The following is a 25,516-nucleotide window of genomic DNA, read 5'->3' as shown; positions in this document are numbered from 1 at the left end:
ACAAGTCACTTTGATCTTCCCTTTGCCTTTTGGAGCTCGTAATTTCTGATGACAGTTCGGACATTCAAAATAGAGTTGTGTGACGGTTGATTGTTTTTGACGGCGTTTAAATAATTTTGTATCCAATGCGTGTAATCTTTCTTGTACTTTCTTATTTTCGTTCAAACGCACATAGATTCGCTTTGAAAAAAAACGATACAAAACGTAAATCACGATCAGGATAACGATTAAACGTAAGAGACTCATAGAGTTAAAGGCGCTTATTAACCATAAGATCAAAGCGAGCACGATCAATACTCGATTCAAAAAATCAAAGCGACCATAACGACCACGCATCAAGTTTTGATAAGCTTGAATAAATTTCATTTAGTTGCTCCTTTTTCATTCGATTCTGTTTATTTTAGCATAGTTTTCTGCTTGGAAAAATAAAAATCTGGTTTTTTAACTTGACAAGACAGGCAGAAAACGATTAAATTGAACACGTTGTTGAAAAAAGAATAAAGCGAGGAATTACATGAAAGCAAAATGGGGACTAGCATTACTTGCACTAACAACTTTGGGTGTCTTGAGCGCATGTTCAAGCCAAAACGATTCATCTTCTTCATCTGATAAGAATTGGGATGCAATCGAGAAAAACAAAACATTGACGGTCGCAACATCAGGAACTCTTTATCCGGCATCATACCACAATGACAACAACGATTTAGTGGGATATGATATCGACGTGATCAAAGAAGTAGCCAAACGAATGAACGTCACACCAAAATTTGTCGAATACAATGTCGACGGAACACTTGCCGCGGTTCAAAACGGATCAGCAGATCTAATCGCAAATGACATGGGTGTCAACAAAGAACGTGAAAAACAATTCACTTTGAGTACACCGATCAAATATTCATTCGGTAGCATGATCGTGAGAAAAAGCGATGATTCCGGTATCAAAGATTTTGACGATCTAAAAGGAAAAAAAGCTGCTGGTGAAGCCACCACCAACTATATGAAAATCGCAGAACAAATGGGCGCCACACTTGTCAACTATGACAACGCCACAAACGATCAATATCTAACAGATGTTGCAAATGGTAGAACCGACGTGATCTTAAATGATTACTATCTACAAAAAATGGCCATCGCCGCGATGCCAGACGTACCAGTAAAAATCTTACCTGGTGTATACTTCAACTTAGACTCTTCGGGGTTCCTCATGAAAAAAGAAAGTACTACATTGATCCAACATGTCAATGATACTTTAGCCGAAATGAAAAAAGACGGCACACTCCAAAAAATCTCAAACACTTATTACAATGCAGATATAACTGAAAAACCAAATGAAACGATCACAAAAACGTTTGAAGTGAACGATTGATGCGGGCAACTCTTTATGTGCCTACGATCGACTTTAAATTGATTTTTGAGACGCTACCTTATGTTTTAAAAGGAATTCCTTATACATTAGGGATCGCTCTAGTCAGTTTTTTGATTGGAAATATCATTGCCATCATTTTAACGATCCTACTCGAACGGGCCATTGCACCGATTCGTTATATCATTCGTTTTTATGTGTCATTTTTACGTGGTATTCCGATGATCGTACTGTTGTTTTTATTTTATTTTGGTTTGCCGATTCAATTGACTGCGATCGAAGCAAGCTGTTTGAGTTTTTCACTTTCAAGTAGTGCCTTTTTGACTGAGATCTACCGTGGGGCTTTAGCTGGTGTGGATGTTGGACAGCGAGATGCTGGTTATTCGTTAGGGTTTACTTATAGCCAATTGATGCGAAAAGTTGTTTTTCCACAAGCCTTCGTCACTGCCGTTCCTGCTCTTGGAAACGTGGCGATGGATGTCTTAAAAGGAACTTCTTTGACTGCAATGATCTCGGTGCCAGATATTTTCCAACTAGCTAAAATCGTTGGTGGTCGTAAATTTGATTTCTTTAGTATGTATATTTTAGTCGGTGTCTTGTATTGGTTGATGTGTCTATTGATCGGTGCGATCCAAAAACGCGCGGAAGCCCGTTTACTAAAAAACATGGGAATCTCAGCTGAAGATCAACGCTAAATTCCAGAATTGATCAGTTTTAAAAAATAAGCCACAACATTTTCGATAATAGGTTCATCTATCTCGGTAATGATGCGGCTTATTTTTTCTTGAATAGTATTTAGGGGTGTGACAGATTTCTGTCACACCCCCTTTTTCATACTTATTTTTTGTCGTCTGCTTTAGGTGCAGCTTCTTCTTTTTTCTCTTCAGGTTTTTCTAACAATACTTTACGTGATAAGTTGACACGTCCTTGACGATCGATCTCAGTGACTTTCACTTCGACTTCATCTCCAAGTTTCAATACGTCTTCAACATTATTTACACGTTCATGCGCAATTTGAGAGATGTGTAGTAGACCATCTTTTCCTTTGATCAAGTTCACGAATGCTCCAAATTTTTCAACACGAACGACTTTACCCATGTAGATCTCACCGACTTTGACTTCTTTAGTCAATTCTTCGATGATTTCGATCGCACGTTTGATCATCGCCGCATCAGCTGAAGCGATCGACACATTACCGTCTTGATCGATATCGATCTTCACACCAGTTTCTTCGATGATCTTATTGATCGTATCGCCACCTTTACCGATCACATCTTTGATCTTAGATGGTTCGATTTGGATCATTTCGATCTTCGGAGCATACTCACTTAATTCTTCGCGAGGTGCGGCAAGTGTTGATGTCAATTCTTCTAGAATTTCCATACGTGCTTGTTTAGCTTGGTCTAATGCTTCACGTAAGATTTGTTCTGTGATCCCTTGGATTTTGATATCCATTTGTAGGGCAGTGATGCCATCTTTTGTTCCAGCAACTTTAAAGTCCATGTCTCCTAAGTGATCTTCTAGACCTTGGATATCTGTTAAGATCGTATAGTTTTCACCATCAGAAACTAATCCCATGGCAATACCCGCTACAGGTGCTTTGATCGGTACACCAGCATCCATAAGTGCTAATGTTCCCGCACAAATACTTGCTTGTGAAGAAGAACCATTTGATTCTAATACTTCAGCAACTAAACGAATTGTGTAAGGAAATTGTGCTTCATCAGGAATCACTTGTGCTAAGGCACGTTCGCCTAATGCACCGTGTCCGATTTCACGGCGACCTGGTGAACCTGCACGACCAGTAGATCCTACAGAAAATTGAGGGAAGTTATAGTGATGGATGAATCGTTTAGACTCTTCCACACCTAGACCATCAATGATTTGGTGTTCTCCTAAAGGTGCTAGTGTACAAGTAGATAATGCTTGTGTTTGTCCACGCGTGAATAGACCTGAACCATGAACACGTGGCAATAATTTAACTTCTGAAGCCAGTGAACGGATCTCATCTAATTTACGGCCATCCGGACGGATTTTATCGATCGTAATCAATTCGCGTACCACATCTTTTTCAAGATCTTCTGCGATTTGTTTGATTTCTTTTGTCATACGTGCTGCTTCTTCAGCTTCTAATGTTTCTGCTTTTTCGGCATAGATTTCTTTAACGGTTTCTTTCACACGTTCGATTTCTTCTTCACGTGCTAATTTTTCTTCGGTCATAACGGCCGTTTTCATTGTTTCATAATACGCGTCATAAACTTCTTTAGAAAGATCGGCGTCTACTTGTAAAAGTGTGACATCCATTTTTTCTTTTCCAACAGCTGCTACGACTTCTTCTTGGAATGCAACGATTTCTTTGATCGCTTCATGACCAAATAATAATGCATGTAACATATCTGTTTCTGATACTTCTTTAGCACCAGATTCTACCATGTTGATCGCTTTACTTGTTCCAGCAACGGTCAATTGGATATCTGATTGTTCGTTTTGTTCTACTGTTGGATTTAATACGTATTCGCCATTTACACGACCTACGTCTACTCCAGCGATCGGTCCATCAAATGGGATATCTGAAATCGCCAACGCCAATGAAGAACCTAACATTGCTGCCATCGATGGTGAGCAATCTTGTTCCACACTCATCACGATATTGGTTACTTGGACTTCATTACGGAAACCTTCAGCAAACATCGGACGAATCGGACGGTCGATCAAACGCGCTGTTAGTGTTGCATCGGTACTTGGACGACCTTCACGTTTGATAAACCCTCCAGGGATTTTTCCTACTGCATACATTTTTTCTTCATAATTGATTGTTAATGGGAAGAAATCTGTATCTTTTGCTTGTTTTGAGGCTACAGCTGCACTTAACACGACTGTATCGCCATAGCGGACTAATACTGCTCCATTGGCTTGTTTGGCTAGTTGATTGACTTCAACTGATAAAGGGCGACCGCCCCAAGTTGTACTAAATACTTGCTTTGTCATAACTTCTCCTTTTCTGCTATGCGTTGCGTCTGCTACTAAACAAATGAAAACACAAAATTTTTTTAAGCTTTCATTTGGTTAGTAGTGCGCGTTTCACACGATCATAGCGGGGGTTTTTATCAAAAAAAAGTGAGATTCGCTTGAACCTCACTTTTTTCATTCGCTTGATTAACGACGTAATCCTAAAGATTGGATCAATTCACGGTAGCGAGCTACGTCATTGTTACGTAGGTAAGCTAATAAGTTACGACGGTGACCAACTTTTTTCATTAGTCCACGTTGTGAATGGTGATCTTTTTTGTGTTCACGGATGTGTCCGTTTAAAGTGTTGATTTCTTCAGTCAATACAGCGATTTGTACTTCTGGAGAACCAGTATCTCCTTCGTGACGTGCGTATTGAGCGATGATTTCATTTTTGCGTTCTTTTGAAATTGCCATTTGTAATTCCACCTCTTCATAATATTTCCCAGCGACTGAGTAAAACGTTGGTGATTCGTCAAACCAAGACGTGGGTCGTGTTTTCACACATTACTACTTTACTTGATTCTACTAAAAAATGCAAGTTTGATTATTCGATTTTACGCTCTTCCATCTGCTCTTCTTCGTATAGATTAGAAACCGTTTTGTACCACTCAAAAATATGTGTGATCACAACTTTAGCAGCTGCATAAACTGGAATTCCTAAAATCACACCGGCTAATCCGAATAATTTCCCAGATGTTAATAACACAAATAAAATCGTAACCGGATGGATCGATAGCTGACTCCCTAAAACCAATGGTGAGATCAAACGCCCTTCGATCGTTTGCTCGACTACAAATACGATCAAAACTTTTACAAGTAAGATCGGTCCTCCGACGATCCCTAGAAAAACAGCGGGAACCATCGCCAAAAATGAACCTAAATAAGGTATCAAGTTTAATGCACCGGCTACGATACCTAATGTGATTGCATAATCTAACCCAATGATCGAAAATAAGATCATAAAGATCACGGCAACTAAAAAGGCGACAGTAAGTTGTCCTCTAATATAAGAAGAGACTTGATCATTCATTTCTTTTAACACGACTAAAGTTGGTTGACGAAACTTTGTAGGTAAAAATTTAACCAGATATCCAGGTAATTTTTTCCCATCTTTTAATAGATAAAATAAGATAAACGGCATCGTGATGATCGCAACAGTGATCGTAGCGACTGCGCCAAAGAAATTACCGATATTTTGAAACGTACTTTTAGAAACATTTTTTGCTACATCTGTGATCGAAGAAATCAATTTTTCACTAGACGAAGCGACTTGTTCTTGAAATTGTTTGAAGATCGGATCGGAAAAAACCTCATCGATCCCTTTTTCAGCTGCTGTCATATAAGATGGAAAATTATCGATAAAACTGACCGTCTGATCACGGATCTCTGGGATAATCACCACGACTCCCCATACGATCAATCCAATCACTACCACAAATAATAACAGAATACTATACAGGCGTTTGACACCCTTCTTTTCTAGAAAGTCTACAGCAGGATTCATCAAATAATACAAAATCCCAGACAATACGATCGGCAAGCCGACTACTGATAAAAATTGTCCTACTGGTTCAAACAGATAGGCTACCTTTGTAAACGTAAAAATAATCAAGAGTAACAATAAAACAACTAATAGAGCTGTCACAACCTGATTATTTAAAAACCACTTCCAAAACCAAGAAGTCGGTCGTTGTGTTGTCGATTTTGATTGCTTATCCAATCAAATTCCCCCTTTGCGACGATTTGTTTCATTATAGCATATTCTTTATTTGTGAACGCTTTTTTAGCGAGTCTGCACTTCATATGGTACAATAACGTTATCTTTGATTACAGGAGGCATACGAATGATTGAAAAATTTTTATTAGGTACGTATACAAAACGTGAAAGTGAAGGGATCTATGAGATCGCTTTAGATACTGACAAAAAGGAACTGACTGGCTTGACTCTTTTAACAAAAGAAAGCGGTCCTACTTACTTAGCCAAAAGTGACGCTGGAAATCTTTATACGGTCACTTCAATCGATGGTAAAGGCGGTATCACAGCTTACGATGCTTCTTTCAATCCATTAAACTCAGTAACTGCTGAAGGAGCTTCACCTTGTTATGTCGCAGTCGACGAGCCTCGCCAACTTGTGTATGGGGCAAATTACCATAAAGGTGAGATCACCGTTTATCAAATCAATAAAGATGGTTCTTTGACTTTAACGGATTCTGTGATTCATACTGATGAAGTTGGTCCTCATGAAAATCAAGATCATGCACATGCTCATTATGCTGACTTGACACCTGATCAACGTTTAGTAGCATGTGATCTAGGAACAGATCGTGTGTATACTTATGATGTATCCAATGAAGGAAAATTGACGTTAGTCTCTACGTATAAAGCAGAACCAGGAACTGGTCCACGTCATATCACGTTCCATCCAACTAAACCTATTGCTTACTTATTTGGTGAATTGGATAGCACTGTAACGGTCTTAAGTTATGACGAAACGACCGGTGCCTTTGCACAACAACAAAAACTTTCGACGCTTCCAGAAGGTTACGATGCCTTTAACGGTGGCGCAGCGATCCGCGTGTCAAAAGATGGACGCTTTGTCTATGCATCAAATCGCGGGCATAACTCGATCGCTTTATTTAGCGTAAACGAAAATGGCCAATTGACGTTTGTCGAACGTGTTGCTAGTGAAGGGGATATTCCACGCGATTTCAACTTCAATCAAACCGAAGACTTTATTATCTGTGCACATCAAAACTCAGATAACTTGACGTTATTTGCTCGTGATGCAGATACTGGTAAATTGACCGTAGTTCAAAAAGATGTTTACGCACCAGAATGTGTCTGCGTAGCATTCGCCTAAAAGGAGACGACTTATGTTTGGTAAAACCCCTCAAGAATTGATCGTAAAAGATTTTTCAAATATCTATAATAAATGTCACGCAGTGAGCGAATTGGTTACGACCAGAAGATTCAATGAACAATTAGCGATCTTAACGACTGCAGAGATTTATGCGATCGCTGAAAAAGCTTATGTACGGTGTGATGTATTTCCTGAATTACAAACACAAGAAATCTCAGATTTTGTCAATGCGTTTGATACCTTCTATTTTGAACTAAAGCAAGTCTTATTCCACGACAACGATGATTTTGACTCTTTACGAAATCGTGTCCGTCAAATGAGAGAAGCATTTGAAATCGTCAATGATTCGTTCAACTTATTATAGGATGTGAGTAGTGATGACGAAAGAAGAAGTCTTGGCTCGTTTACAAAAAGAGCTAGAACTCCCACGATTGACCATCAAGCTCGATGAAAAAAGTTATACTGAAACAGACTATCAAGTACTCAAACAACAACTTTTGTCTTATTTCGAAGACTACGTTCGACAAGTCGAAAATTAAAAAAGGCTGTGACAGATTTTTGTCACAGCCTTTTTAGAATACAAAAAAACCACTAGGTTGGTTAGGCCCAGCGGAAAAAAGGAGTATTTACTCATTGGGATGAGTAAATATAATAAAAAGGTTATTGTTGGTTATAGCCTTATTATACGCAGAATTTACTGACTTACTTGAAAATAAGCTAATAGTTTCATTAAATTCTTCTCGTTTTTATTGCTCAATTTAGCGCATCAACATTTGTGTCATTTTTTGGATGCTAACAGCAATTTCATCTGTCGCTTGATCTTGTTTGGCTTCTGCTGCATTAAAAGCCTCGATATCTACTTTTGGTTGTAGACTCAAAACCATCTCTTCACACCCTGCCACATAGGCCATATACGAGCGTTCGAATTTTTTATGGATCCCTAGGATACGTGCTGGCGGGCGTAACGTGCTGATTTGTTCTAGCATCAATTTGTATTTATCCGTTCCACCTTGAAATTCAGCTACGATCTCGGCTAAGCGTTCTTTCGATAATTCTGCTGTTTTATGATCATCGATCGCTGTACGGATCTCTTCAAAAGAAGGATTTAATGTAGTGCCGATTTTTTCTGTATCATTTACGATCGTATTGACCATTGAAATATAATAACCTAAATCTGGTTTTTTCATGTTGTTCTTCCCTTCTATCTTGTTTCTAAAATTATTCTACCGTGTTTTATACCCACACGCAAACGAAAAAGGGAATGTGATAAAAGTCTATCACATTCCCTAAAAATTAAATCAACAGCGTTCCAGAAGTAACTCTTTTAAATTAGGCTGCTTTTTTACGCAATACTAGTTTAGCGATTTCCATTAAAACAATCGCTCCGATCGCTAAAGCAATCGATGTAAAGAATTCTGGTAACCCAAAGGTAGTTGGAATCGAGAAGATCCCGCGAACACCTGGTAATAAAGTAAAGGCATATAAAGCACCACAGAAGGTAATCGCATAAAGTACTGCTTTGTTACTAAAGAATCCTGCTCCGATCGCTGTTTGGATATTCGAACGAGCTGGGAAAATCTGTAATGTACGTGCCAAGATCAAGGTTGAAAATGACATCGCCACACCTAATTCCATCGACTGTTGCATTCCGATAAACTGTGCGATGATTACAACTGCTCCGATCAAGATCCCACGATACGTTACAGAGATCAAAGTATCGCCAGCAAAGATCCCTTCTTTAGGATCACGAGGTTTGCGGTCCATGATATTTGGCTCGGCTTTTTCCATCCCTAAAGCGATCGCTGGTACAGAGTCATTTACTAAATTGATAAACAACAATTGTAACGCTGTAAATGGATTGTTCCAGTCCATGACTAAAGCAAAGATGATCGCAATGATCGCACCTAAGTTTCCAGCAAATAAATAAGCAACAGATTTTTTGATATTGTCAAAGACCTTACGACCCACTCCGATCGCACGTACGATCGACGCAAAGTTATCATCAGTCAAGACCATTGCTGCGGCATCTTTAGCCACTTCAGTTCCTGTTCCCATAGCGATTCCGATATCTGCTTGTTTCAATGCTGGGGCATCATTTACTCCGTCACCAGTCATCGCGGAAATGTTGCCTTTGTTTTGCCATGCCCGTACGATACGGATTTTATTTTCTGGTGAAACACGAGCATACACTGAAACTTTTTCTAGTGTTGCATTTAATTCTTCTTCAGATAATGCATCAAGTTCTGCTCCCGTCAATGCTTGATCACCTTCTTCATATAACCCGATCTCTTTTGCAATCGCGCGAGCCGTTGTCTTATGGTCACCTGTGATCATGATTGGTTTAATACCTGCACTTTTCGCTTGTTTGATAGCATCAAATACCTCTTCACGTGGTGGATCGATCATCGCAAGTAATCCCAAGAACGTGAAATTATTCTCATCATCCAACGTTACCTCATTTGTTTCGATCGGTTTATAGGCAAATGCCAAAACACGTAGCGCTTTATTTGAAAATTCTTCATTTTTTGCTTGTAAAACTTGGCGTGCTTGATCGTCCATTTCTTTGACTTCTGCTTGTTCTAGATAATGTGTACTTAAAGAGAAGATGATATCCGGCGCCCCTTTAGTCAACAACACTTTTTTTCCATCGATTTCATGAACTGTCGACATCAATTTGCGATCAGAATCAAAAGGTAATTCAGCCAATCTTGGATAGGTTTGACGCATTTCATCAGAAGACTGCGAAAGTTCATTGGCAAAGTCGATCAGAGCGATCTCAGTTGGATCCCCAATTTTTTTGCCTTCTTCATTGACAGAAGCATCATTGGCTAAGACGGCTGCTTGTAATAAGCGTTCTTCATCTTTTTCTAAAGTATCTTTTCCAAACGAAGCTTCTTGGCCTAATAAATAGGATTCGACAACAGTCATTTTATTTTGTGTCAATGTACCTGTTTTATCGGTACAAATAATACTTGTTGAACCTAATGTTTCAACGGCTGAGAGTTTGCGGATAATTGCATGTTCTTTAGCCATCTGTTTTGTTCCCATCGACAATACGATAGTCACGATCGACTGTAGCGCTTCAGGAATCGCGGCTACCGCTACCGCTACCGCAAACATGAAGGCATTGATTACGCTTGGCCAAACATCACTTGGACCTTCGATAAAGATCCGCGCCAATTGGATTCCAAAAATAATGACAGACAACGCCAAGATCGCAAGACCTAATTTTTGTGAGAATTTGTCAAGATTGCGTTGTAATGGTGTTGCTGAAGTCGTGGCATTATTTAATAAATCGGCGACTTTTCCGATTTCCGTCGTGGTACCCGTATCTGTAACTAAAAATTTACCCCGTCCATAAACGACTAATGTCCCACTAAAGACCATATTGACACGGTCACCGACTTGCGCTGTCTGATGAAGTGTCGTCACTTCTTTTTCAGCTGGAACGGATTCACCTGTCAACATCCCTTCATCGACTTTTAAGCTTCCTGCTTCTAACAGTCGACCATCTGCAGGAACGAAATCCCCCGCATCGAGTAAAACAATATCCCCTACGGCAACTTCACGAGCCGGGATCGTAGTAGCTTCATTGTCACGTAAGACCTTAGCTGACGGAGAAGATAACTTTTTTAAAGCATCGAGTGAGTTTTCCGCTTTTTTCGTTTGGATCACGCTCACAACCGAATTTAACAATAGTACCGCAAAAATAACCAATGATTCGATCGTTGAACCCATGATCATTTGCACAATCGCTACGATCAGTAAGACGATGACCATTGCGTCTTTGAACGTTTCCAGAAACAATTTCCAGACCGGTGTTTGTTCCTTAGCTTTTAGCTCATTGTACCCATCTTTTTCTAACTTTTCTTTGGCTTGCTGGCTGCTTAGACCTGTCTCACTAGTTTGAAACTCTGTGAGTAAGCTGTCTACCTCTTGTTGGTAATACGGTTTGTTTTCCAATCTTGATCCCTCCATTTGTTTGACTGCTGACGAAAATAAGAAAAGACCTAAGATAATCACTCGATTCTTACAATCAAATAATTATCTTAGGTCTTACCGTTTAAAATAATACCAGAAAACCAATCACTCGGTTAACTTACTGTTGATATTATCGCGACTTTCGCCACCAGTTACTCCCCTAAGAGTATGAATATTCTGTAATAAGAATAGCAAACTCCTAAATAAAATGCAATTGAAACGATCAAAAAAGCTGAGTCAAATGACTCAGCTTTTTATTTAGGCAATGATCGAACCATTTGGCATACCTTTTGGTGCTTCGACTACTTGTAATTTTCCATTTGGATCTTCGGCAGATAAAATCATCCCTTGACTGATCAAGCCACGGATTTTGCGCGGTTTCAAATTCGCGACGATCACGACTTTTTTCCCGATCAATGTACTTGGTGACTCATAATACTCTGCAATCCCAGACAAAATCTGACGGTCTTGAACATCGCCAGCAGCTAAACGAAATTGCAACAATTTATCCGCACCTTTGACTTTTTGACAATCGATGACTTCAGCGACCTTTAATTCGACTTTATCAAAATCCTCGTAAGCGATCTGTTTGTCTTTAACTGAAATAAATTCAGTTTCTGCTGGATCCCATTTGACTGAAGCATCCGCACTTTGAGTTCCTTCAGCCATTTTTTCTTTGATGTAAGCTACTTCTTCTTCAATATCTAGACGTGGGAAAATCGGTGTTCCTTTTTCTACCACTTTGATATCTTCTGGAAATTCGCCAAAATGTAGACTCGTTAGATCTCCAGTGATCTCTTTTAATCCTAGTTGTTCAAAGATTCTTGCCGGAGTTTCCGTCATGATCGGCTGTAACAATAAGGCAACTAGACGCAGTGACTCTGCTAGATGGATCATAACGCTATCTAATTCAGCTTGTTTGTCTTCTTCTTTTGCTAAGACCCAAGGCTGTGTTTCGTCGATATATTTATTTGCACGAGAAACAAGCGTCCAGATCTCTGCTAAAGCTGTCGAGAACTCCATTTTATCCATTGCTTCACGGTAACGACCGATCACATTAGCAGCTGTCGTGGATAGTTCGCTATCAAAAGCAGTTACTTTTGATTTATAGGTCGGTACTTGACCATCGCAATACTTATTGATCATCGCGATCGTACGATTTAGTAAGTTTCCTAAATCATTTGCTAGATCATAATTTACTCGTGAGACAAAATCTTCTGGTGTGAAAATCCCATCACTACCAAATGGTACAGAACGCAATAAGTAATAACGCAATGCATCTAAACCATACCGTTCGACTAACATTTCTGGATAGACGACATTCCCTTTTGATTTAGACATCTTGCCTTCTTTCATCAATAACCAGCCATGGCCAAAAATTTGTTTTGGTAATGGTAGATCTAATGCCATCAGCATGATCGGCCAATAGATCGTATGGAAGCGTACGATTTCTTTCCCAACCATATGGACATTTGCTGGCCAATATTTTTGAAACAATTCATCGTGATCCGTACCATAGCCTAAAGCAGAGATATAGTTTGCTAGTGCATCGATCCAGACATAAACGACATGTTTAGGGTCATTTTTAACTGGGATTCCCCAAGAAAATGTCGTACGTGATACTGCTAAGTCTTCTAAACCTGGTTTGATAAAGTTGTTGATCATTTCATTTTTACGTGATTCCGGACGAATAAACTCTGGGTGCTCTTCATAATAGGCCAATAAGCGATCTGCGTATTTACTCATTTTAAAGAAATAAGATTCTTCTTTGACTAACTCGACTTCATGTCCGCTTGGCGCTTTTCCGCCCGTTACATTGCCTTCATCATCGCGATAAACTTCAGCCAATTGCGTTTCAGTAAAAAATTCTTCATCAGAAACGGAATACCAACCTTCATATTCACCAAGATAGATATCGCCTTGATCTAGAAGTTGTTGGAAGATTTTTTGAACTGTTTCTTTATGATAGTCATCCGTCGTACGAATGAATTTATCGTAACTGATATCTAGTGTCTTCCATAATTTTTGGACATCCGCTGCCATTTTGTCCACATATTCTTGTGGTTTGACACCTAGTTCAGCAGCTTTTGTTTCAATTTTTTGTCCGTGTTCGTCTACACCTGTTAAATAAAACACATCAAATCCCATCAAGCGTTTATAACGTGCAACTGCATCACACGCGATCGTTGTATATGAGTTTCCGATATGTAATTTCCCACTTGGATAATAAATCGGCGTTGTAATATAAAAAGTTTCCTTTTCAGCCATGCGTGAGCTTCCTCCTCTGTACTTCGAAAGTATTCTTCGATAGTATACCATATTTTAAATTTATCGTAGTCAAATTTCTCTGTATTTTCTCATTTTACCCTAGCATTTTTTTGTGTATCGTCGTTTTTTTGCTATAATAACAAAAAAAGAGAAGGGGCGAAAACATGCGTAAAAAACAGTCGATTTTTATTTTATCGCTAAGTGTGCTGACCGCGTTTCATATCGTGTTTGCAAATTTCTATCCACGCATCTATGGCTATATGAATGCACAAGACCGTTTGACTGCCTTTCTTAGTGTGTCGGTTATTATCCGCGGCTTGCTGTTGATTTTGATTTCGATCGCAGGCTTCACTTGTATTCGTGAAAACCGCCGATTATTGCCGATTTATCTTGGACTATTCTTAGTGAATCTTGTACTATTTTTCTTTATTTAATGAGTATCGACTTGATTTGAAAGGAGTACCGTATGCAATTTACAGATCGTGAGCAAGAAAAAGAATACTATGAACATCAGGCGACACAAGCGGAATTTTTAACTTGGTATCAGCAACAAGAAAAACCAAAATATGTGACCCCCTCTTTAACTGTCGATATGGTCTTGATGTGTTACAGTCGTCAAGATGATCAGCTAAAAGTGCTACTGATCAAACGAAAAGGACATCCTTATAAAGATTCTTGGGCATTACCTGGAGGCTTTGTCAATCAACATGAGTCGACTGGTGAAAGTGTCTTACGGGAGACGAAAGAAGAAACTGGTGTCTTGATCTCTACACAAAACATCGAACAATTACACACGTTTAGTACTCCAGATCGCGATCCACGCGGCTGGGTCGTCACCGTTAGTTATTTGGCCTTCATTGGAGAAGAACCCCTAACCGCAGGAGACGATGCGCAAGATGTCCGTTGGTTTTCACTAGAACGTCACGACAAAATGATCGTGTTGCAAAATGAAGATATCTCGATCAAACTTGATCTAACGACGGGTGAAGCTTCTGGTACTAATCAACTGGCCTTTGACCATAGCGAGATCATTTTACGCGCATTCAAACGTATCTTGAATAAGATGGATCACGAGCCACAAGTCTTGCAAGTATTGGGCAATGACTTCACCATCACAGAGGCCCGTAAAGTATTTGCGAAATTTTTAGGTGTGGATTATCGTTCGATCGACCACTCTAATTTGAAAAAATCACTGCTCCATTTTTTACATGAAACAGGTGAAAAACCGATGGGTATCGGTCGACCTTCTAAAACTTATCGCTTAGATTCCGATTCGTTTGGTGAAGATCGCTTTTAAATACAAAACACACTCCGAAAAATCGGAGTGTGTTTTTTGGTTTTTCATAATTAGTGAGCTGTTATTCCTAGAAACAAAAAGACTTAACTTTTTTCTATACCCTAGGCGATCCCTGGCGCCCCTATCCAGTTCTAGTTTTGATTGATTACGAAAAAAACTCTCGACCTAAGTGTTCAATCTGTTCACTTTTGGTTTGTTGATCACTTTTAACATCGATCAACCGTAGCTCTTTTCCATACCACTTACCCTTATAACGTAATTTTTGCATAAATAAATGCCAGTCGGTTTCAGTAAATGAACAATTTTTTTCAAAATTAGGTTCTTTTTCAAGAAACACGTAATCATATTCCTCAATCAACTTTAATGTCAATTTATCGATATAATCCGTCTTTTGATACATCCGCGTCAAATAGAGTTTATCTACTCGTCGTTTTTGTTTCTGATAATTTTTGGCACATTCTCGATGCAATTTACGCTTTTTCACTATTTTCGCTCGTAACTCCAACTTTTGACGCGCTCGAGCCAATCGCGCTTCGACCGTATTCTCATGTGGCACTGGTAAGTTCTCTTTCCCACAAGAGACACTGACTAAATGTTTCGGACAATAAGCTACTCCTACGACTTTCTTGGTTTTTGGTAAAGCCGTGGTTTCTTCTAGACACAACAAGGAAACATAGTACTCTTCTCCATTTTTCGCTGAGATCGTAGCGGATTTGATTTGTCCTTTTACTTCGCGGTGCTGATGAATATCGATCAACGATTTAAGCTTTGGCACTTTCAGCTTTCCTTCTTCAAAATAAATCGTATGTTTTTGATTATTTGTCGTATAGGATTGCCAAGTTTTTTTCTTACTTTTTAAATTTGGATAGCCTGCGCGCCCTTTGAAAAAATTCAAAAAGGCGCGATCTAGATTTCGCTGAGCGTTAGCTAGTGCGAGACTATCGGTTTTCTTTAAAAAGGGGTACGTAGCTTTTAATGAAGCTGGTGTCAACTTCAAACTCTCTTTTGAGTAATGGTCTTCTTTGCGTGCCATCAGTAAGTGATTGTACACAAAGCGTACACAGCCAAATGTTTGGGTAAAAAATTTTTGTTGTTCTTCATTTGGATAGATACGAAACCGATAACCTTTTAAGACATTCATTGGCTAGCCCCCTTTGCAAGATTAGGCTTTTGCTGCGGCTTTCTTCGCGGCTAATTTTTCTTGATACATTGCAACTTCGTCATCGGCTGCATAAACAAAATGACCATCTGCGATTTCTTGCATCCGTCGTGGTTTATTTGGATCTAAAGTACTTGCGTATTTGATACGTTTACGTTTGCGTTCGATTTCTGGATCTGGTAATGGAATCGCTGAAAGTAAGCTCTCAGTATAAGGATGGACTCCGTAGTTATAGACTTCATCGCTTGATCCCACTTCTAATAATTTTCCTAAGTGCATCACGCCAATACGATCACTGATATGTTTGACCATCGACAAGTCATGGGCAATAAAGAGATACGTCAAATTATGTTCTGCTTGAAGATCTTGCAACAAGTTGACCACTTGTGCTTGGATCGATACATCGAGTGCTGAGATCGGTTCATCACAGATAATAAATTTAGGATCTACCGCTAACGCTCGAGCGATCCCGATACGTTGACGTTGTCCACCTGAGAATTCATGCGGATAACGTGTTCCATGAGACGGATTTAATCCAACGGTACGTAAAAGATCATCGACACGTTGATTCCGTTCTTGTGGATTTTTCGCAAGACCATTTACATCGATTCCTTCAGCGATAATATCACGAACCTTCATTCGTGGATTTAAAGAGGCATATGGATCTTGAAAGATCATTTGCACTTCACGACGGAATTTTGCTAAATCTTTTTTCCCTTTGATCTTCATCACGTCATCGCCGTTGAATAAAATTTGACCGTCTGTAGGTTCATTCAATCGGATCACACTACGACCAGTAGTCGATTTTCCACTACCAGATTCCCCTACTAGTCCAAAGGTTTCACCTTCATAAATGTGAAAGGTAATATCATCGACGGCTTTTACTTCGTCTTTACGGCCAACATTAAAGTATTGTTTTAGGCCTTGTACATCTAATAAAACTTTTTTCACTTACCTTTCCTCCTCTTAATCTTCAAATGCATGTTCGCGGAATTTTTTCCAACGAATTTGGATTTCTTCTGGCGGTGTTACTTTTGGCGCTTGTGGTGCAAGTAACCAAGTAGCCGCTTTATGCGTTGGCGATACATCGAAAAACGGCGGTTGTTGTTCCGCATCGATTTGCATCGCAAACTCATTACGTGGATAGAATGCATCTCCTACTGGTGGTTGCAAAAGATCTGGTGGTGAACCTGGGATCGCGTATAAACGTTCCCCATTATTTTCAAGAGTTGGCATTGAACCAAGTAAGCCCCATGTATAAGGATGTTGTGGATTATAAAAGATCTCACGCGCTGTTCCGATCTCAATGATTTTCCCAGCATACATCACAGCTACACGATCCGCAACGTTGGCTACTACTCCAAGGTCATGGGTAATAAAGATAATCGATGAATTGATTTTCTTTTGGATATCTTTTAACAATTCTAAAATTTGTGCTTGAATCGTCACATCTAGAGCGGTTGTAGGCTCATCTGCGATCAAGACTTGTGGATAACAGATCAACGCGACCGCGATGACGATCCGTTGTCGTTGTCCACCTGAAAATTGGTGAGGATAATTCTTTAAGCGTTTTTCCGCATTTGGGATCCCCACTAGATTTAATAGTTCAAGAGCTTGTGCCATAGCATCTTTTTTGGATACTTTTGTGTGTTTCATTAATGATTCAGCAACTTGTTTCCCAATTGGCATCGTTGGATCTAGTGATGTCATTGGATCTTGGAAGATCATTGCAATTTCTTTACCGCGCATTTTTTGTAGTTCTTTTTCACTTTTCATGACGATATCTGAACCATTAAATAAGATTTGACCGTTCTCGATATTCGCATTTCCAGCTAAAAGCCCCATAATACTACGAGTCGTAACTGATTTCCCACTTCCAGACTCTCCTACGATCGCAAGTGTTTCACCTTCATGTAAGTCAAAACTTACGTTACGGATCGCTTGGACTTTTCCAGCATAGGTATCAAAAGAAATTTCTAAGTCTTTTACTTCTAATATTTTTTTCATGCTATCACTCTTTCATCTTCGGATCAAACGCGTCACGCAAGCCATCAGCTAATAAGTTAAAGCCAATCATGATTGCTGAAAGCGTTACGGCCGGAATCCATAATTGATATGGTAAGAATAGGAATGTTTTGTATCCATCACTTAGCAATGTTCCTAGTGAAGCTGCTGGTGGACGTAAGCCTAACCCAATAAAGCTTAAGAAAGCTTCAAAGAAGATCGCTGACGGAATACTAAACATCATTTGAATAATAATCACGCTTGAGATATTTGGCAAAATATGTTTAAAAGCGATTTTTGATTTGGTTTCACCTAAGGTCGTCGCAGCCAAGACAAATTCTTGATCTTTTAATTTCATGGTCTGCGCCCTGACAATTCGGGCCATAGGAATCCAGTTGGTTACGGCCATAGCGGCAATGATTGACGGAATCCCTGGTTCTAATACAACTAACATCAAGATCATCACAACTAAGTTCGGAATCCCTGATAAGATCTCTAAAATACGTTGCATGATATTATCGACACGACCACCAAACAGTCCTGAAATCAGACCGTATGTGACCCCGAAAATAATATCCAAACTCGCCGCAATAAAGGCGATCAATAATGAGATACGTGTTCCCATGAATAAACGACTTAGTAAATCACGACCTAAGCTATCTGTTCCAAGATAGAAATAAGTATCTTTAGGTACTCCTGCTTGCTCGTATTTGTTGACTAATTTTCCACCGACTTCAGCATAACCGTTTAACCCATTGATATTGATTCCTGGAATCTTTGGTGGTAAGTTCGTATATTTCACATTTTGTGCAGTTGGATCATGAGGCGTTGCAACAATCGTTACGACAGAGATCAAAATAATGATCGATAAGAAAATAATCGAAAAGACAGCTGCTTTATTTTTTTTCAAACGACGCCAAGAATCTTGCATAAATGTCAAAGAAGGCATTGCGATTTCTTCGCGTTTATCGCTTGTTTCTTTTTTTAATGGTTCAAAAGCTGAAGCTGGGATTGCTTCGATTTCTTTTGGTGATAAATGATTTGAGTTTTCCATTACCCACGACTCCCTTCTGATACACGAATACGTGGATCAACGATACCATATAAAATATCTACGATTAAAATAACAAAAATCAACATTGCAGAATATAAAATCGTTACAGCCATGATGGTTGGATAGTCATTTGTTGTGATCGATTTTACGAATTGTTCCCCGATACCAGGGATCGCAAAGATATTCTCAACAACAAGTGAACCTGTCATCAAGCCTACTGCCAAAGGTCCTAATAAAGTTAAAAGTGGGATCAAACTATTCCGCAAACCATGACGGAAGACGATTTCCCAACGACTCAATCCTTTAGCACGTGCCAATTCAACATAATCGCTATGCAAAACCTCAACCATTTCCGTTCGAATGAAGCGTGCCGAATCGGCTAATGGTGACATGGCTAATGCGATCGTTGGTAAGATCGTGTAGGCAAAGGAATCCCATTTCGCAATCGGTAAAATGTGTAGTTTCATCGCAAAAACATATTGTAACAATACTGCAAATACAAAGTTAGGGATTGAACGGCCTAAGATCGCCACTAAAGTAGCTGTTGTATCGATCCATGTATTTTGACGCATCGCAGAGATCGAACCTAGTAAGATCCCGCCAAGTGTTCCGACAATGATCGCTTGTAACCCTAATTGTAAAGATGGCCCGATACGTGCGCTAAGTAGGTTTGCTACTGGTTGATTTTTAAATTGGAAAGATACACCAAAATCAAAATGCAACAGATTAGATAAATAGATCCCGTATTGGACGATAACTGGTTTATCGAGTCCCATTTGTTTATTTAATAAGGCGATCTGTTCCGCACTTAATTTTTCAGCATTCGTATAAGGTGTTCCTGGTAATAATTTCATTAAGAAATACGTGATTGTTGCAATGATCCATAGCGTGATCAACATAAAGAAGACACGTTTTAGGATATATTTAAAAAAACTATTCACTTCTTGTTCCTCCTAAGTGTTTTGACTTATAAACAATAATTCTGTAAAGTTATTTTATTATTTATGTATAGAAAGGAGTCTCGCATGCATCTTAGAAAGAGTACATGGGTTATCAGTCTCAGCTGTCTTCTTGTCAGTCTTGTTTGGTTAGTCTTCAAAAACCAACTTACCTTTTCCCATTTATCTGACGTCCTTTTTTTATTTACCCTTTTCTTTTTGATCATCGGTGCGTTATTATGGGTATTTGCTTCTGGATCATTTGATTTTTTTCAATACTCCATGAAAAAAGCCTTTAAAAAAGCCGATGATGAGTATTTAAAATTATCTGATGTCGGAAAATCAAGTTACCGTTTTTGGTTAGAACCAGCAGTGATCTTATTACTATTGAGCTTGATCAGTCTAGCTTGCTCAAACCTATAAAAATGAGGACGAGCTAGAGCGATTTTGCTCTAGCTTTTCACTCATTTATTTTTTATTCGCTAACTTTTACCCATTTATAGTCATATTGTGCTCCAGAGCTATGTGTTACGACTCCTTTGAAATCAGGATTACGTAGATGTGCTTGTGCTTTTTGGAATACCGGTGTCACTCCTTGTTGTTCCATGATCACTTTTTCTGCCCCTAGTAGATCTTGCCAACGTTTATCTGGATCAGCCACATCTGTCGTACCAGAAGCTTCCACTAACTGATCGTATTCTGGATTACTCCACTGACCACGGTTATATGAATTCCCAGTCACGAACAAATCTGTAAAGCTACTTGCATCGGCGTAATCTGCGCCCCAGCCACCCATTACAACGTCGAAATCACCTGCACTTGAACGATCTAAACGAACAGCAAAAGGTACTGGTGATACGGTCACTTTCACACCATCAAGTTGTTCCTGGACTGCATTTTGAATGTATTCAACTACTTTTTTCGTAGAATCATCATCAGATGCAATAATGTCAAACGTTAATGAATCGATTCCCAATTCTTGCTTAGCTTTTGTCCAATATGCTTTAGCTTTTTCAGGATCATAAGAAACTAACGTCCCCGCAGCTTCTGTAAATTCGGTACCATCTGGCCCAAACGTTAGATTTTTTGGAATCAATCCAGTCGATGCAATCGAACCATCACCCAATACATTTTTGATCAATGCATCGCGGTCTAGCGCATATGAGATCGCTTGACGTAGATTTGCATTACGAAATGGTGAATCTTCTTTTCGTTGATTGTACTCAAGATAAGAAGTACGACCATCTTCTTCTGAAACGAAAGCTTCATCGTTTGCCATTTGTTGTGCAAGTTCACCTGATAAAATCACATCATCTGCTTGGCCATCTTTGAATAGATTTAAAGCCGTAGACGATTCTTTGATGACACTAACATTGATTTTATCTAAGTCGACATTGTCCTTATCCCAATACTCGTCATTTTTTGTATAACTCCAAGTCGTATCTGTTCCTGGTCCATCAAAATCCGTTAAGGTAAATGGTCCATTATAGACAGATTTGTCGCTTGCAGTCGCATATTTATCTCCATTTGCTTCAACCACTTTTTGATTTTGTGGGAAGAAAGAAGGAAATGCTAATAAATATTGGAAATAAGGTGTGGCTTTTGCTAACTTGATTTCTAATGTGTGATCGTCAACTGCTTTGATCCCTAATTGATCAACTGCTTTTTTTCCTGCTACGATATCAGCAGCATTTGCAACTGATTCAAATAAATAGGCATATTCAGACGCCGTATTTGGATCAACCGTGCGTTGCCAACCATAGACGTAATCCGCAGCTGTTACTGGATCACCATTTGACCATTTCGCATTGTCTCTTAATTTGATTGTATAGGTTAATCCATCCTCACTGACTGTTGCAAGTTCACTTGCTCCAGCTGGTTGTGGTTTATTCTCCGCATCCAAACGATAGATTCCTTCATACACATTATTTAACGCCGTAAAACTGATTGTATCAGTCGCTACCGATAGATCTGCTGATGGCATTTCTTGTTGAACTGCAACATTAAACACTTTTTCAGTTTTTTGATTGCTATCAGCACTATTGCCGGTCGAACAACCTGCTAAAACGAATCCACATAACACTAAAAAACCAACTGTACTTTTTTTCATATAACCCATCCCCTTTTTTTCCGCTAAACGCAAACCTCTCTCTAGAACAAGAGATGCCGATCTAGTAAGTAACCAACTGACTAGATCGACAAATCTAAAAGAGTATGATTATTGTTCGATATATGTCCATTTGTAATCGTATTTCGCACCCGCACTGTGGTGAACGATTCCTTTAACTTCAGGATTCACTAAGTGTGCTTCAGCTTTTTGATACAATGGCACGACACCTTGTTGATCCATAATGATTTTTTCGCCGGCTAATAAATCATCCCAACGTTTTTCTGGATCATTGGCATCTGTTGTCGCAGCTGCTTCGATTGCTTTATCGTATGAAGCATCGCTCCATTGACCACGGTTGTAAGAGTTACCTGTAACAAATAGATCTAAGAAACTACTTGCATCTAGGTAGTCAGCTCCCCATCCGCCCATTACAACATCAAAGTCACCCGCGTTTGAACGGTCTAGACGTACTGAGAATGGTACTGGGCTAAGTGTTACACTTACACCATCTAAAGATTCTTGAATCGCACTTTGCAAGTACTCAGTAATTTTCTTAGATGAATCTGCGTCTGAAGACAAGATATCAAATTTCAATGAATCGATATTCAATTCTTTCTTCGCTTTTTCCCAATGTTCTTTGGCTTTTGCTTGATCATACGCTAATTGATCACCTGCAGCTTTGGCAAAGTCTTCGTCACCATTTGGACTTGTCATTAAATCTTTTGGTACTAGACCAGTTGATACGATCGAACCGTCACCTAAGATCGAATCGACTAAGGCTTTACGATCGATTGAATAAGAGATCGCTTTACGTAAGTTTTCATTACGGAAAGGTGAATCTTCTTTACGTTGGTTTAATTCTAAGTAATTTGTTGTTGCTTCTGGTTCTGTGACATAAGCTGGATCATTTGCCATTTGTTGTGCTAATTCACCAGTCAGTACGATATCGTCTGCTTTACCATCTTTAAATAAGTTTAAAGCAGTTGACGATTCTTTTACGACACTTACATCGATTTTCGATAATTTTACATTATCTTTATCCCAGTAATTATCATTTTTTGTATAACTCCAAGCAGTATCTGTACCTGGTCCATCAAAATCTGTTAAGGTAAATGGTCCGTTATAAACTGCTTTGTCGCTCTTTTGTGCGTAATCTTTACCCATTTCTTCAACCACTTTTTGATTTTGTGGGAAGAATGTTGGGAAAGCTAATAAGTAATCAAAGTATGGTGTTGCTTTTTCTAAAGTGATTTCTAATTCAGTATCACTAACTGCTTTGATTCCTAATTGATCTGGGGCCATTTCACCTTTTGTGATCGCTGCAGCATTTTTAACAGGTTCGAATAAGTAAGCATACTCAGAAGCCGTTTCTGGTTTAACTGTACGTTGCCAGCTGTAAACATAATCCGCTGCCGTTACTTTGTCACCATTTGACCATTTGGCATCGTCACGTAATTTGATTTTATACGTTAAACCATCTTCACTAACTTCTGCCATCTCAGCAGCGCCAGCAGGTTGTGGTTTATTGTCTTTATCTAAACGATAGACTCCTTCGTAAACGTTGTTCAATGCAGTAAAACTGATAGTATCTGTTGCAAGTGAAAGATCCGCACTTGGCATCTCTTGTTGAACGACTAAATTAAATACTTCTTTTTTAGAATCACCTGAAGCACTACTTGAATCAGATGATGATCCGCCAGTTGTACATCCAGCTAATGCTAAACCACAAACAGCGACAACCCCATAAGCTAATGATTTTTTCATATGCTAAAATTCTCCTCTATCTTTTCTGATTTTTCAGAATACTTGCTATTATCTGAATTAAGTTAGATTTTAATTAGTAATTATTAAAAAAGCAAGTGTAAATCCCAAAATTATGAAAAAAAAATTCATAATTCCCTAAATTCATGACAAAATTAGGCAAAATTATGAATTTTCTATCGTTTATTTACATATTTTTCGTTATACTTCGACTTTTTTGGTGTTAGGGACACGACGACGACGTTCTTTCGCGATCTGTTTACTACGTAATTGACCACAAGCAGCATCGATATCTGTCCCATGTTCTTTTCGGATCACACAATTGACACCGGCTTTTTTCAACGTATCATAAAAAGCTAGCACAGCCTGTTTGCTACTACGAGAGTATTGATCGTGTTCACTAACAGGATTATAGGGAATCAAATTGACATACGTCAGCTTTTTCTTATCTTTTAATAAAGCAGCCAGTTCTCTGGCATGCTCCACTTGGTCATTGACCCCACTAAGCATGATGTACTCAAATGTGATCCGTCGATTGGTCGTGGCCAAATATTCATCGACAGCATCCATGAGTTTTTCTAGCGGAAAGGTATTGTTGATCTTCATGATCGCACTTCGAACGTCATTATTTGGGGCATGTAATGAAATCGCCAAGTTGATTTGTAAAGGCTCTTTGGCAAAGGCTTTGATTTGTGGCACGAGTCCACTAGTTGACACTGTAATGTGACGTGCCCCAATAGCTAATCCTTTCGCATCATTGACGATCGTCAAGAATTTCATCAAATTACGATAATTATCAAACGGCTCACCGATCCCCATGACCACGATATGCGATACCCGTTCTCCTTGATGACGTTGATCGAAATAATGCTGAACCATCATGATTTGTGCGACGATTTCACCTGCCGTTAAATCACGCTGTTTCTTTAAAATCCCACTTGCACAAAACGTACAGCCGATATTGCAGCCGACTTGGGTCGTGACGCACACAGATAACCCATACTCTTGACGCATCAAAACAGTTTCTATCATATGCTTGTCAGGTAATTGGAAAAGATATTTTATAGTGCCATCAGCAGATTCTTGGACGACCACTTGCTGTAATGGATTGATACAATACGTATCCATCAATTTTTGAATAAAGGATTTCGATAAATTCGACATCTCAGCAAATGTTGTGACCCGCTTTTCGTATAACCATTCCCAAATCTGATTGGCGCGGTACGTTTTTTCCCCTTGTTCGTTGACCCATTCGATTAACTCTGGTTTTGTTATTCCATAAATTGAAGGTTGCATCTAAACGCCTCTTTCTGTTATTTCTTTTACTATAAGTGAAGAAGTGATCAATCTCAAGCCTTACTGTCAAAATTTAACAAAAAAAGAGGCTGTGACAGATTTCTGTCACAGTCCCTTTTTACTCATTATGACGTGGTGGAAAATCCGTCGGCGGTTCAAATAGACCATCGACGACTTCTGGTGTCGTTTCGAGTGTTTCTAGCAATACTTTCCGCGGTTTACTTCCTTCTGAAGGCCCTACGACACCATGCTCTTCCAATTCATCGATAATCCGCGCGGCACGATTGTATCCAACACGAAAACGACGCTGTAGCAATGAAGCACTAGCTGTCTGCATATCGACGACCAATTCTTTTGCTTCATTGAAGAGCTCATCTAGTGGTTCAGCTGAAGCTTCACTCGTCATCGCCTC

Annotated in this window: 24 protein-coding genes; 8 read left to right on the top strand and 16 right to left on the bottom strand. The window is 39.2% G+C overall.

The window, feature by feature from the left end:
* A partial coding sequence (locus tag QZ413_RS09910; protein WP_297079793.1) for a hypothetical protein occupies window positions 1-366 on the bottom strand: 366 nt, incomplete at its 3' end.
* A gap of 148 nt (window positions 367-514) precedes the next feature.
* On the opposite strand from QZ413_RS09910, the gene QZ413_RS09905 reads away from it, so the two are divergent.
* Both QZ413_RS09905 and QZ413_RS09900 read left to right on the top strand, forming a co-directional pair.
* Window positions 515-1,366, top strand: a complete 852-nt coding sequence (locus QZ413_RS09905; protein ID WP_297079791.1) for a transporter substrate-binding domain-containing protein — start codon at window positions 515-517, stop codon at window positions 1,364-1,366.
* Complete coding sequence (locus tag QZ413_RS09900; protein WP_297079789.1) at window positions 1,366-2,058, top strand: amino acid ABC transporter permease; 693 nt, start codon at window positions 1,366-1,368, stop codon at window positions 2,056-2,058. Before QZ413_RS09905 ends, QZ413_RS09900 begins: the two co-directional genes overlap by 1 nt.
* Before the next feature lie 142 nt (window positions 2,059-2,200).
* Here the strand turns inward: QZ413_RS09900 and pnp are convergent, their stop codons facing one another.
* The 3 genes from pnp to QZ413_RS09885 all read right to left on the bottom strand — a co-directional run bounded on the left by pnp (window position 2,201) and on the right by QZ413_RS09885 (window position 6,095).
* Window positions 2,201-4,351, bottom strand: coding sequence for a polyribonucleotide nucleotidyltransferase (pnp, locus tag QZ413_RS09895; RefSeq protein WP_297079787.1), 2,151 nt, complete (start codon window positions 4,349-4,351; stop codon window positions 2,201-2,203).
* 168 nt (window positions 4,352-4,519) lie between these two features.
* Window positions 4,520-4,789: a 30S ribosomal protein S15 gene (rpsO, locus tag QZ413_RS09890; RefSeq protein WP_016184879.1), complete on the bottom strand. Its 270-nt coding sequence runs from the start codon at window positions 4,787-4,789 to the stop codon at window positions 4,520-4,522.
* Between the two features lie 130 nt (window positions 4,790-4,919).
* The gene (locus QZ413_RS09885; protein WP_297079785.1) at window positions 4,920-6,095 is read right to left on the bottom strand and encodes an AI-2E family transporter; all 1,176 of its coding nucleotides are present in this window, start codon (window positions 6,093-6,095) and stop codon (window positions 4,920-4,922) included.
* A gap of 124 nt (window positions 6,096-6,219) precedes the next feature.
* Here QZ413_RS09885 and QZ413_RS09880 point away from each other — a divergent pair, with 124 nt between their 5' ends.
* From QZ413_RS09880 to QZ413_RS09870, 3 genes are read left to right on the top strand one after another with little or no spacing between them, the layout of a single operon-like run.
* A complete protein-coding gene (locus QZ413_RS09880; RefSeq protein ID WP_297079783.1) occupies window positions 6,220-7,236 on the top strand; it encodes a lactonase family protein in 1,017 nt (338 codons plus the stop codon).
* A gap of 13 nt (window positions 7,237-7,249) precedes the next feature.
* Window positions 7,250-7,600 (top strand): hypothetical protein, encoded by a 351-nt coding sequence (locus QZ413_RS09875; protein ID WP_297079781.1) that lies wholly within the window; start codon window positions 7,250-7,252, stop codon window positions 7,598-7,600.
* A 13-nt stretch (window positions 7,601-7,613) separates the two neighbouring features.
* Window positions 7,614-7,775, top strand: a complete 162-nt coding sequence (locus QZ413_RS09870) for a hypothetical protein (protein WP_297079780.1) — start codon at window positions 7,614-7,616, stop codon at window positions 7,773-7,775.
* A gap of 219 nt (window positions 7,776-7,994) precedes the next feature.
* Here QZ413_RS09870 and QZ413_RS09865 read toward each other — a convergent pair whose 3' ends face one another.
* From QZ413_RS09865 to metG, 3 genes are all read right to left on the bottom strand, one after another.
* Complete coding sequence (locus tag QZ413_RS09865) at window positions 7,995-8,423, bottom strand: hypothetical protein (protein ID WP_297079778.1); 429 nt, start codon at window positions 8,421-8,423, stop codon at window positions 7,995-7,997.
* Between the two features lie 142 nt (window positions 8,424-8,565).
* On the bottom strand, window positions 8,566-11,214 hold the full coding sequence (locus QZ413_RS09860) for a cation-translocating P-type ATPase (RefSeq protein WP_297079775.1): 2,649 nt from the start codon (window positions 11,212-11,214) through the stop codon (window positions 8,566-8,568).
* A gap of 261 nt (window positions 11,215-11,475) precedes the next feature.
* A complete protein-coding gene (metG, locus tag QZ413_RS09855; protein WP_297079774.1) occupies window positions 11,476-13,485 on the bottom strand; it encodes a methionine--tRNA ligase in 2,010 nt (669 codons plus the stop codon).
* Between the two features lie 164 nt (window positions 13,486-13,649).
* Between metG and QZ413_RS09850 the strand changes: the two genes are divergently transcribed.
* The gene (locus QZ413_RS09850) at window positions 13,650-13,919 is read left to right on the top strand and encodes a hypothetical protein (protein WP_297079772.1); all 270 of its coding nucleotides are present in this window, start codon (window positions 13,650-13,652) and stop codon (window positions 13,917-13,919) included.
* A gap of 32 nt (window positions 13,920-13,951) precedes the next feature.
* Window positions 13,952-14,782, top strand: coding sequence for an NUDIX domain-containing protein (locus tag QZ413_RS09845; RefSeq protein WP_297079770.1), 831 nt, complete (start codon window positions 13,952-13,954; stop codon window positions 14,780-14,782).
* Between the two features lie 145 nt (window positions 14,783-14,927).
* Here the strand turns inward: QZ413_RS09845 and QZ413_RS09840 are convergent, their stop codons facing one another.
* The 5 genes from QZ413_RS09840 to opp3b are packed head-to-tail and all read right to left on the bottom strand — an operon-like array spanning window position 14,928 to window position 19,940.
* Window positions 14,928-15,923 carry an RNA-guided endonuclease TnpB family protein gene (locus tag QZ413_RS09840; RefSeq protein ID WP_297079768.1) on the bottom strand — a complete coding sequence of 332 codons (996 nt, stop codon included), beginning with the start codon at window positions 15,921-15,923 and terminating at the stop codon, window positions 14,928-14,930.
* Window positions 15,924-15,944: 21 nt separating this feature from the next.
* The gene (locus QZ413_RS09835) at window positions 15,945-16,892 is read right to left on the bottom strand and encodes an ABC transporter ATP-binding protein (protein ID WP_297079766.1); all 948 of its coding nucleotides are present in this window, start codon (window positions 16,890-16,892) and stop codon (window positions 15,945-15,947) included.
* Window positions 16,893-16,907: 15 nt separating this feature from the next.
* Complete coding sequence (locus QZ413_RS09830; protein WP_297079764.1) at window positions 16,908-17,948, bottom strand: ABC transporter ATP-binding protein; 1,041 nt, start codon at window positions 17,946-17,948, stop codon at window positions 16,908-16,910.
* A gap of 4 nt (window positions 17,949-17,952) precedes the next feature.
* Window positions 17,953-18,999, bottom strand: coding sequence for an oligopeptide ABC transporter permease (gene opp3C / locus QZ413_RS09825; RefSeq protein WP_297079763.1), 1,047 nt, complete (start codon window positions 18,997-18,999; stop codon window positions 17,953-17,955).
* Window positions 18,999-19,940, bottom strand: a complete 942-nt coding sequence (opp3b, locus tag QZ413_RS09820) for an oligopeptide ABC transporter permease (RefSeq protein WP_297079761.1) — start codon at window positions 19,938-19,940, stop codon at window positions 18,999-19,001. Before opp3b ends, opp3C begins: the two co-directional genes overlap by 1 nt.
* Before the next feature lie 84 nt (window positions 19,941-20,024).
* On the opposite strand from opp3b, the gene QZ413_RS09815 reads away from it, so the two are divergent.
* On the top strand, window positions 20,025-20,360 hold the full coding sequence (locus tag QZ413_RS09815; RefSeq protein ID WP_297079760.1) for a DUF3899 domain-containing protein: 336 nt from the start codon (window positions 20,025-20,027) through the stop codon (window positions 20,358-20,360).
* Between the two features lie 52 nt (window positions 20,361-20,412).
* On the opposite strand, the gene QZ413_RS09810 is transcribed toward QZ413_RS09815, so the two are convergent.
* From QZ413_RS09810 to QZ413_RS09795, 4 genes are all read right to left on the bottom strand, one after another.
* The gene (locus QZ413_RS09810) at window positions 20,413-22,047 is read right to left on the bottom strand and encodes a peptide ABC transporter substrate-binding protein (protein ID WP_297079758.1); all 1,635 of its coding nucleotides are present in this window, start codon (window positions 22,045-22,047) and stop codon (window positions 20,413-20,415) included.
* A 108-nt stretch (window positions 22,048-22,155) separates the two neighbouring features.
* Window positions 22,156-23,811 carry a peptide ABC transporter substrate-binding protein gene (locus QZ413_RS09805; RefSeq protein WP_297079756.1) on the bottom strand — a complete coding sequence of 552 codons (1,656 nt, stop codon included), beginning with the start codon at window positions 23,809-23,811 and terminating at the stop codon, window positions 22,156-22,158.
* A 198-nt stretch (window positions 23,812-24,009) separates the two neighbouring features.
* Complete coding sequence (gene rlmN / locus QZ413_RS09800; protein WP_297079755.1) at window positions 24,010-25,104, bottom strand: 23S rRNA (adenine(2503)-C(2))-methyltransferase RlmN; 1,095 nt, start codon at window positions 25,102-25,104, stop codon at window positions 24,010-24,012.
* Window positions 25,105-25,222: 118 nt separating this feature from the next.
* On the bottom strand, window positions 25,223-25,516 hold a 294-nt coding region (locus QZ413_RS09795; RefSeq protein ID WP_297079753.1), incomplete at its 5' end, for a DNA translocase FtsK.

Origin of the sequence: uncultured Enterococcus sp., assembly GCF_913775425.1 — a bacterium.
Classification (GTDB): Bacteria; Bacillota; Bacilli; order Lactobacillales; family Enterococcaceae; genus Enterococcus_G.
The sequence above is the reverse complement of the archived record's forward strand: the minus strand, read 5'-3'. Positions and strand labels throughout refer to the sequence as shown.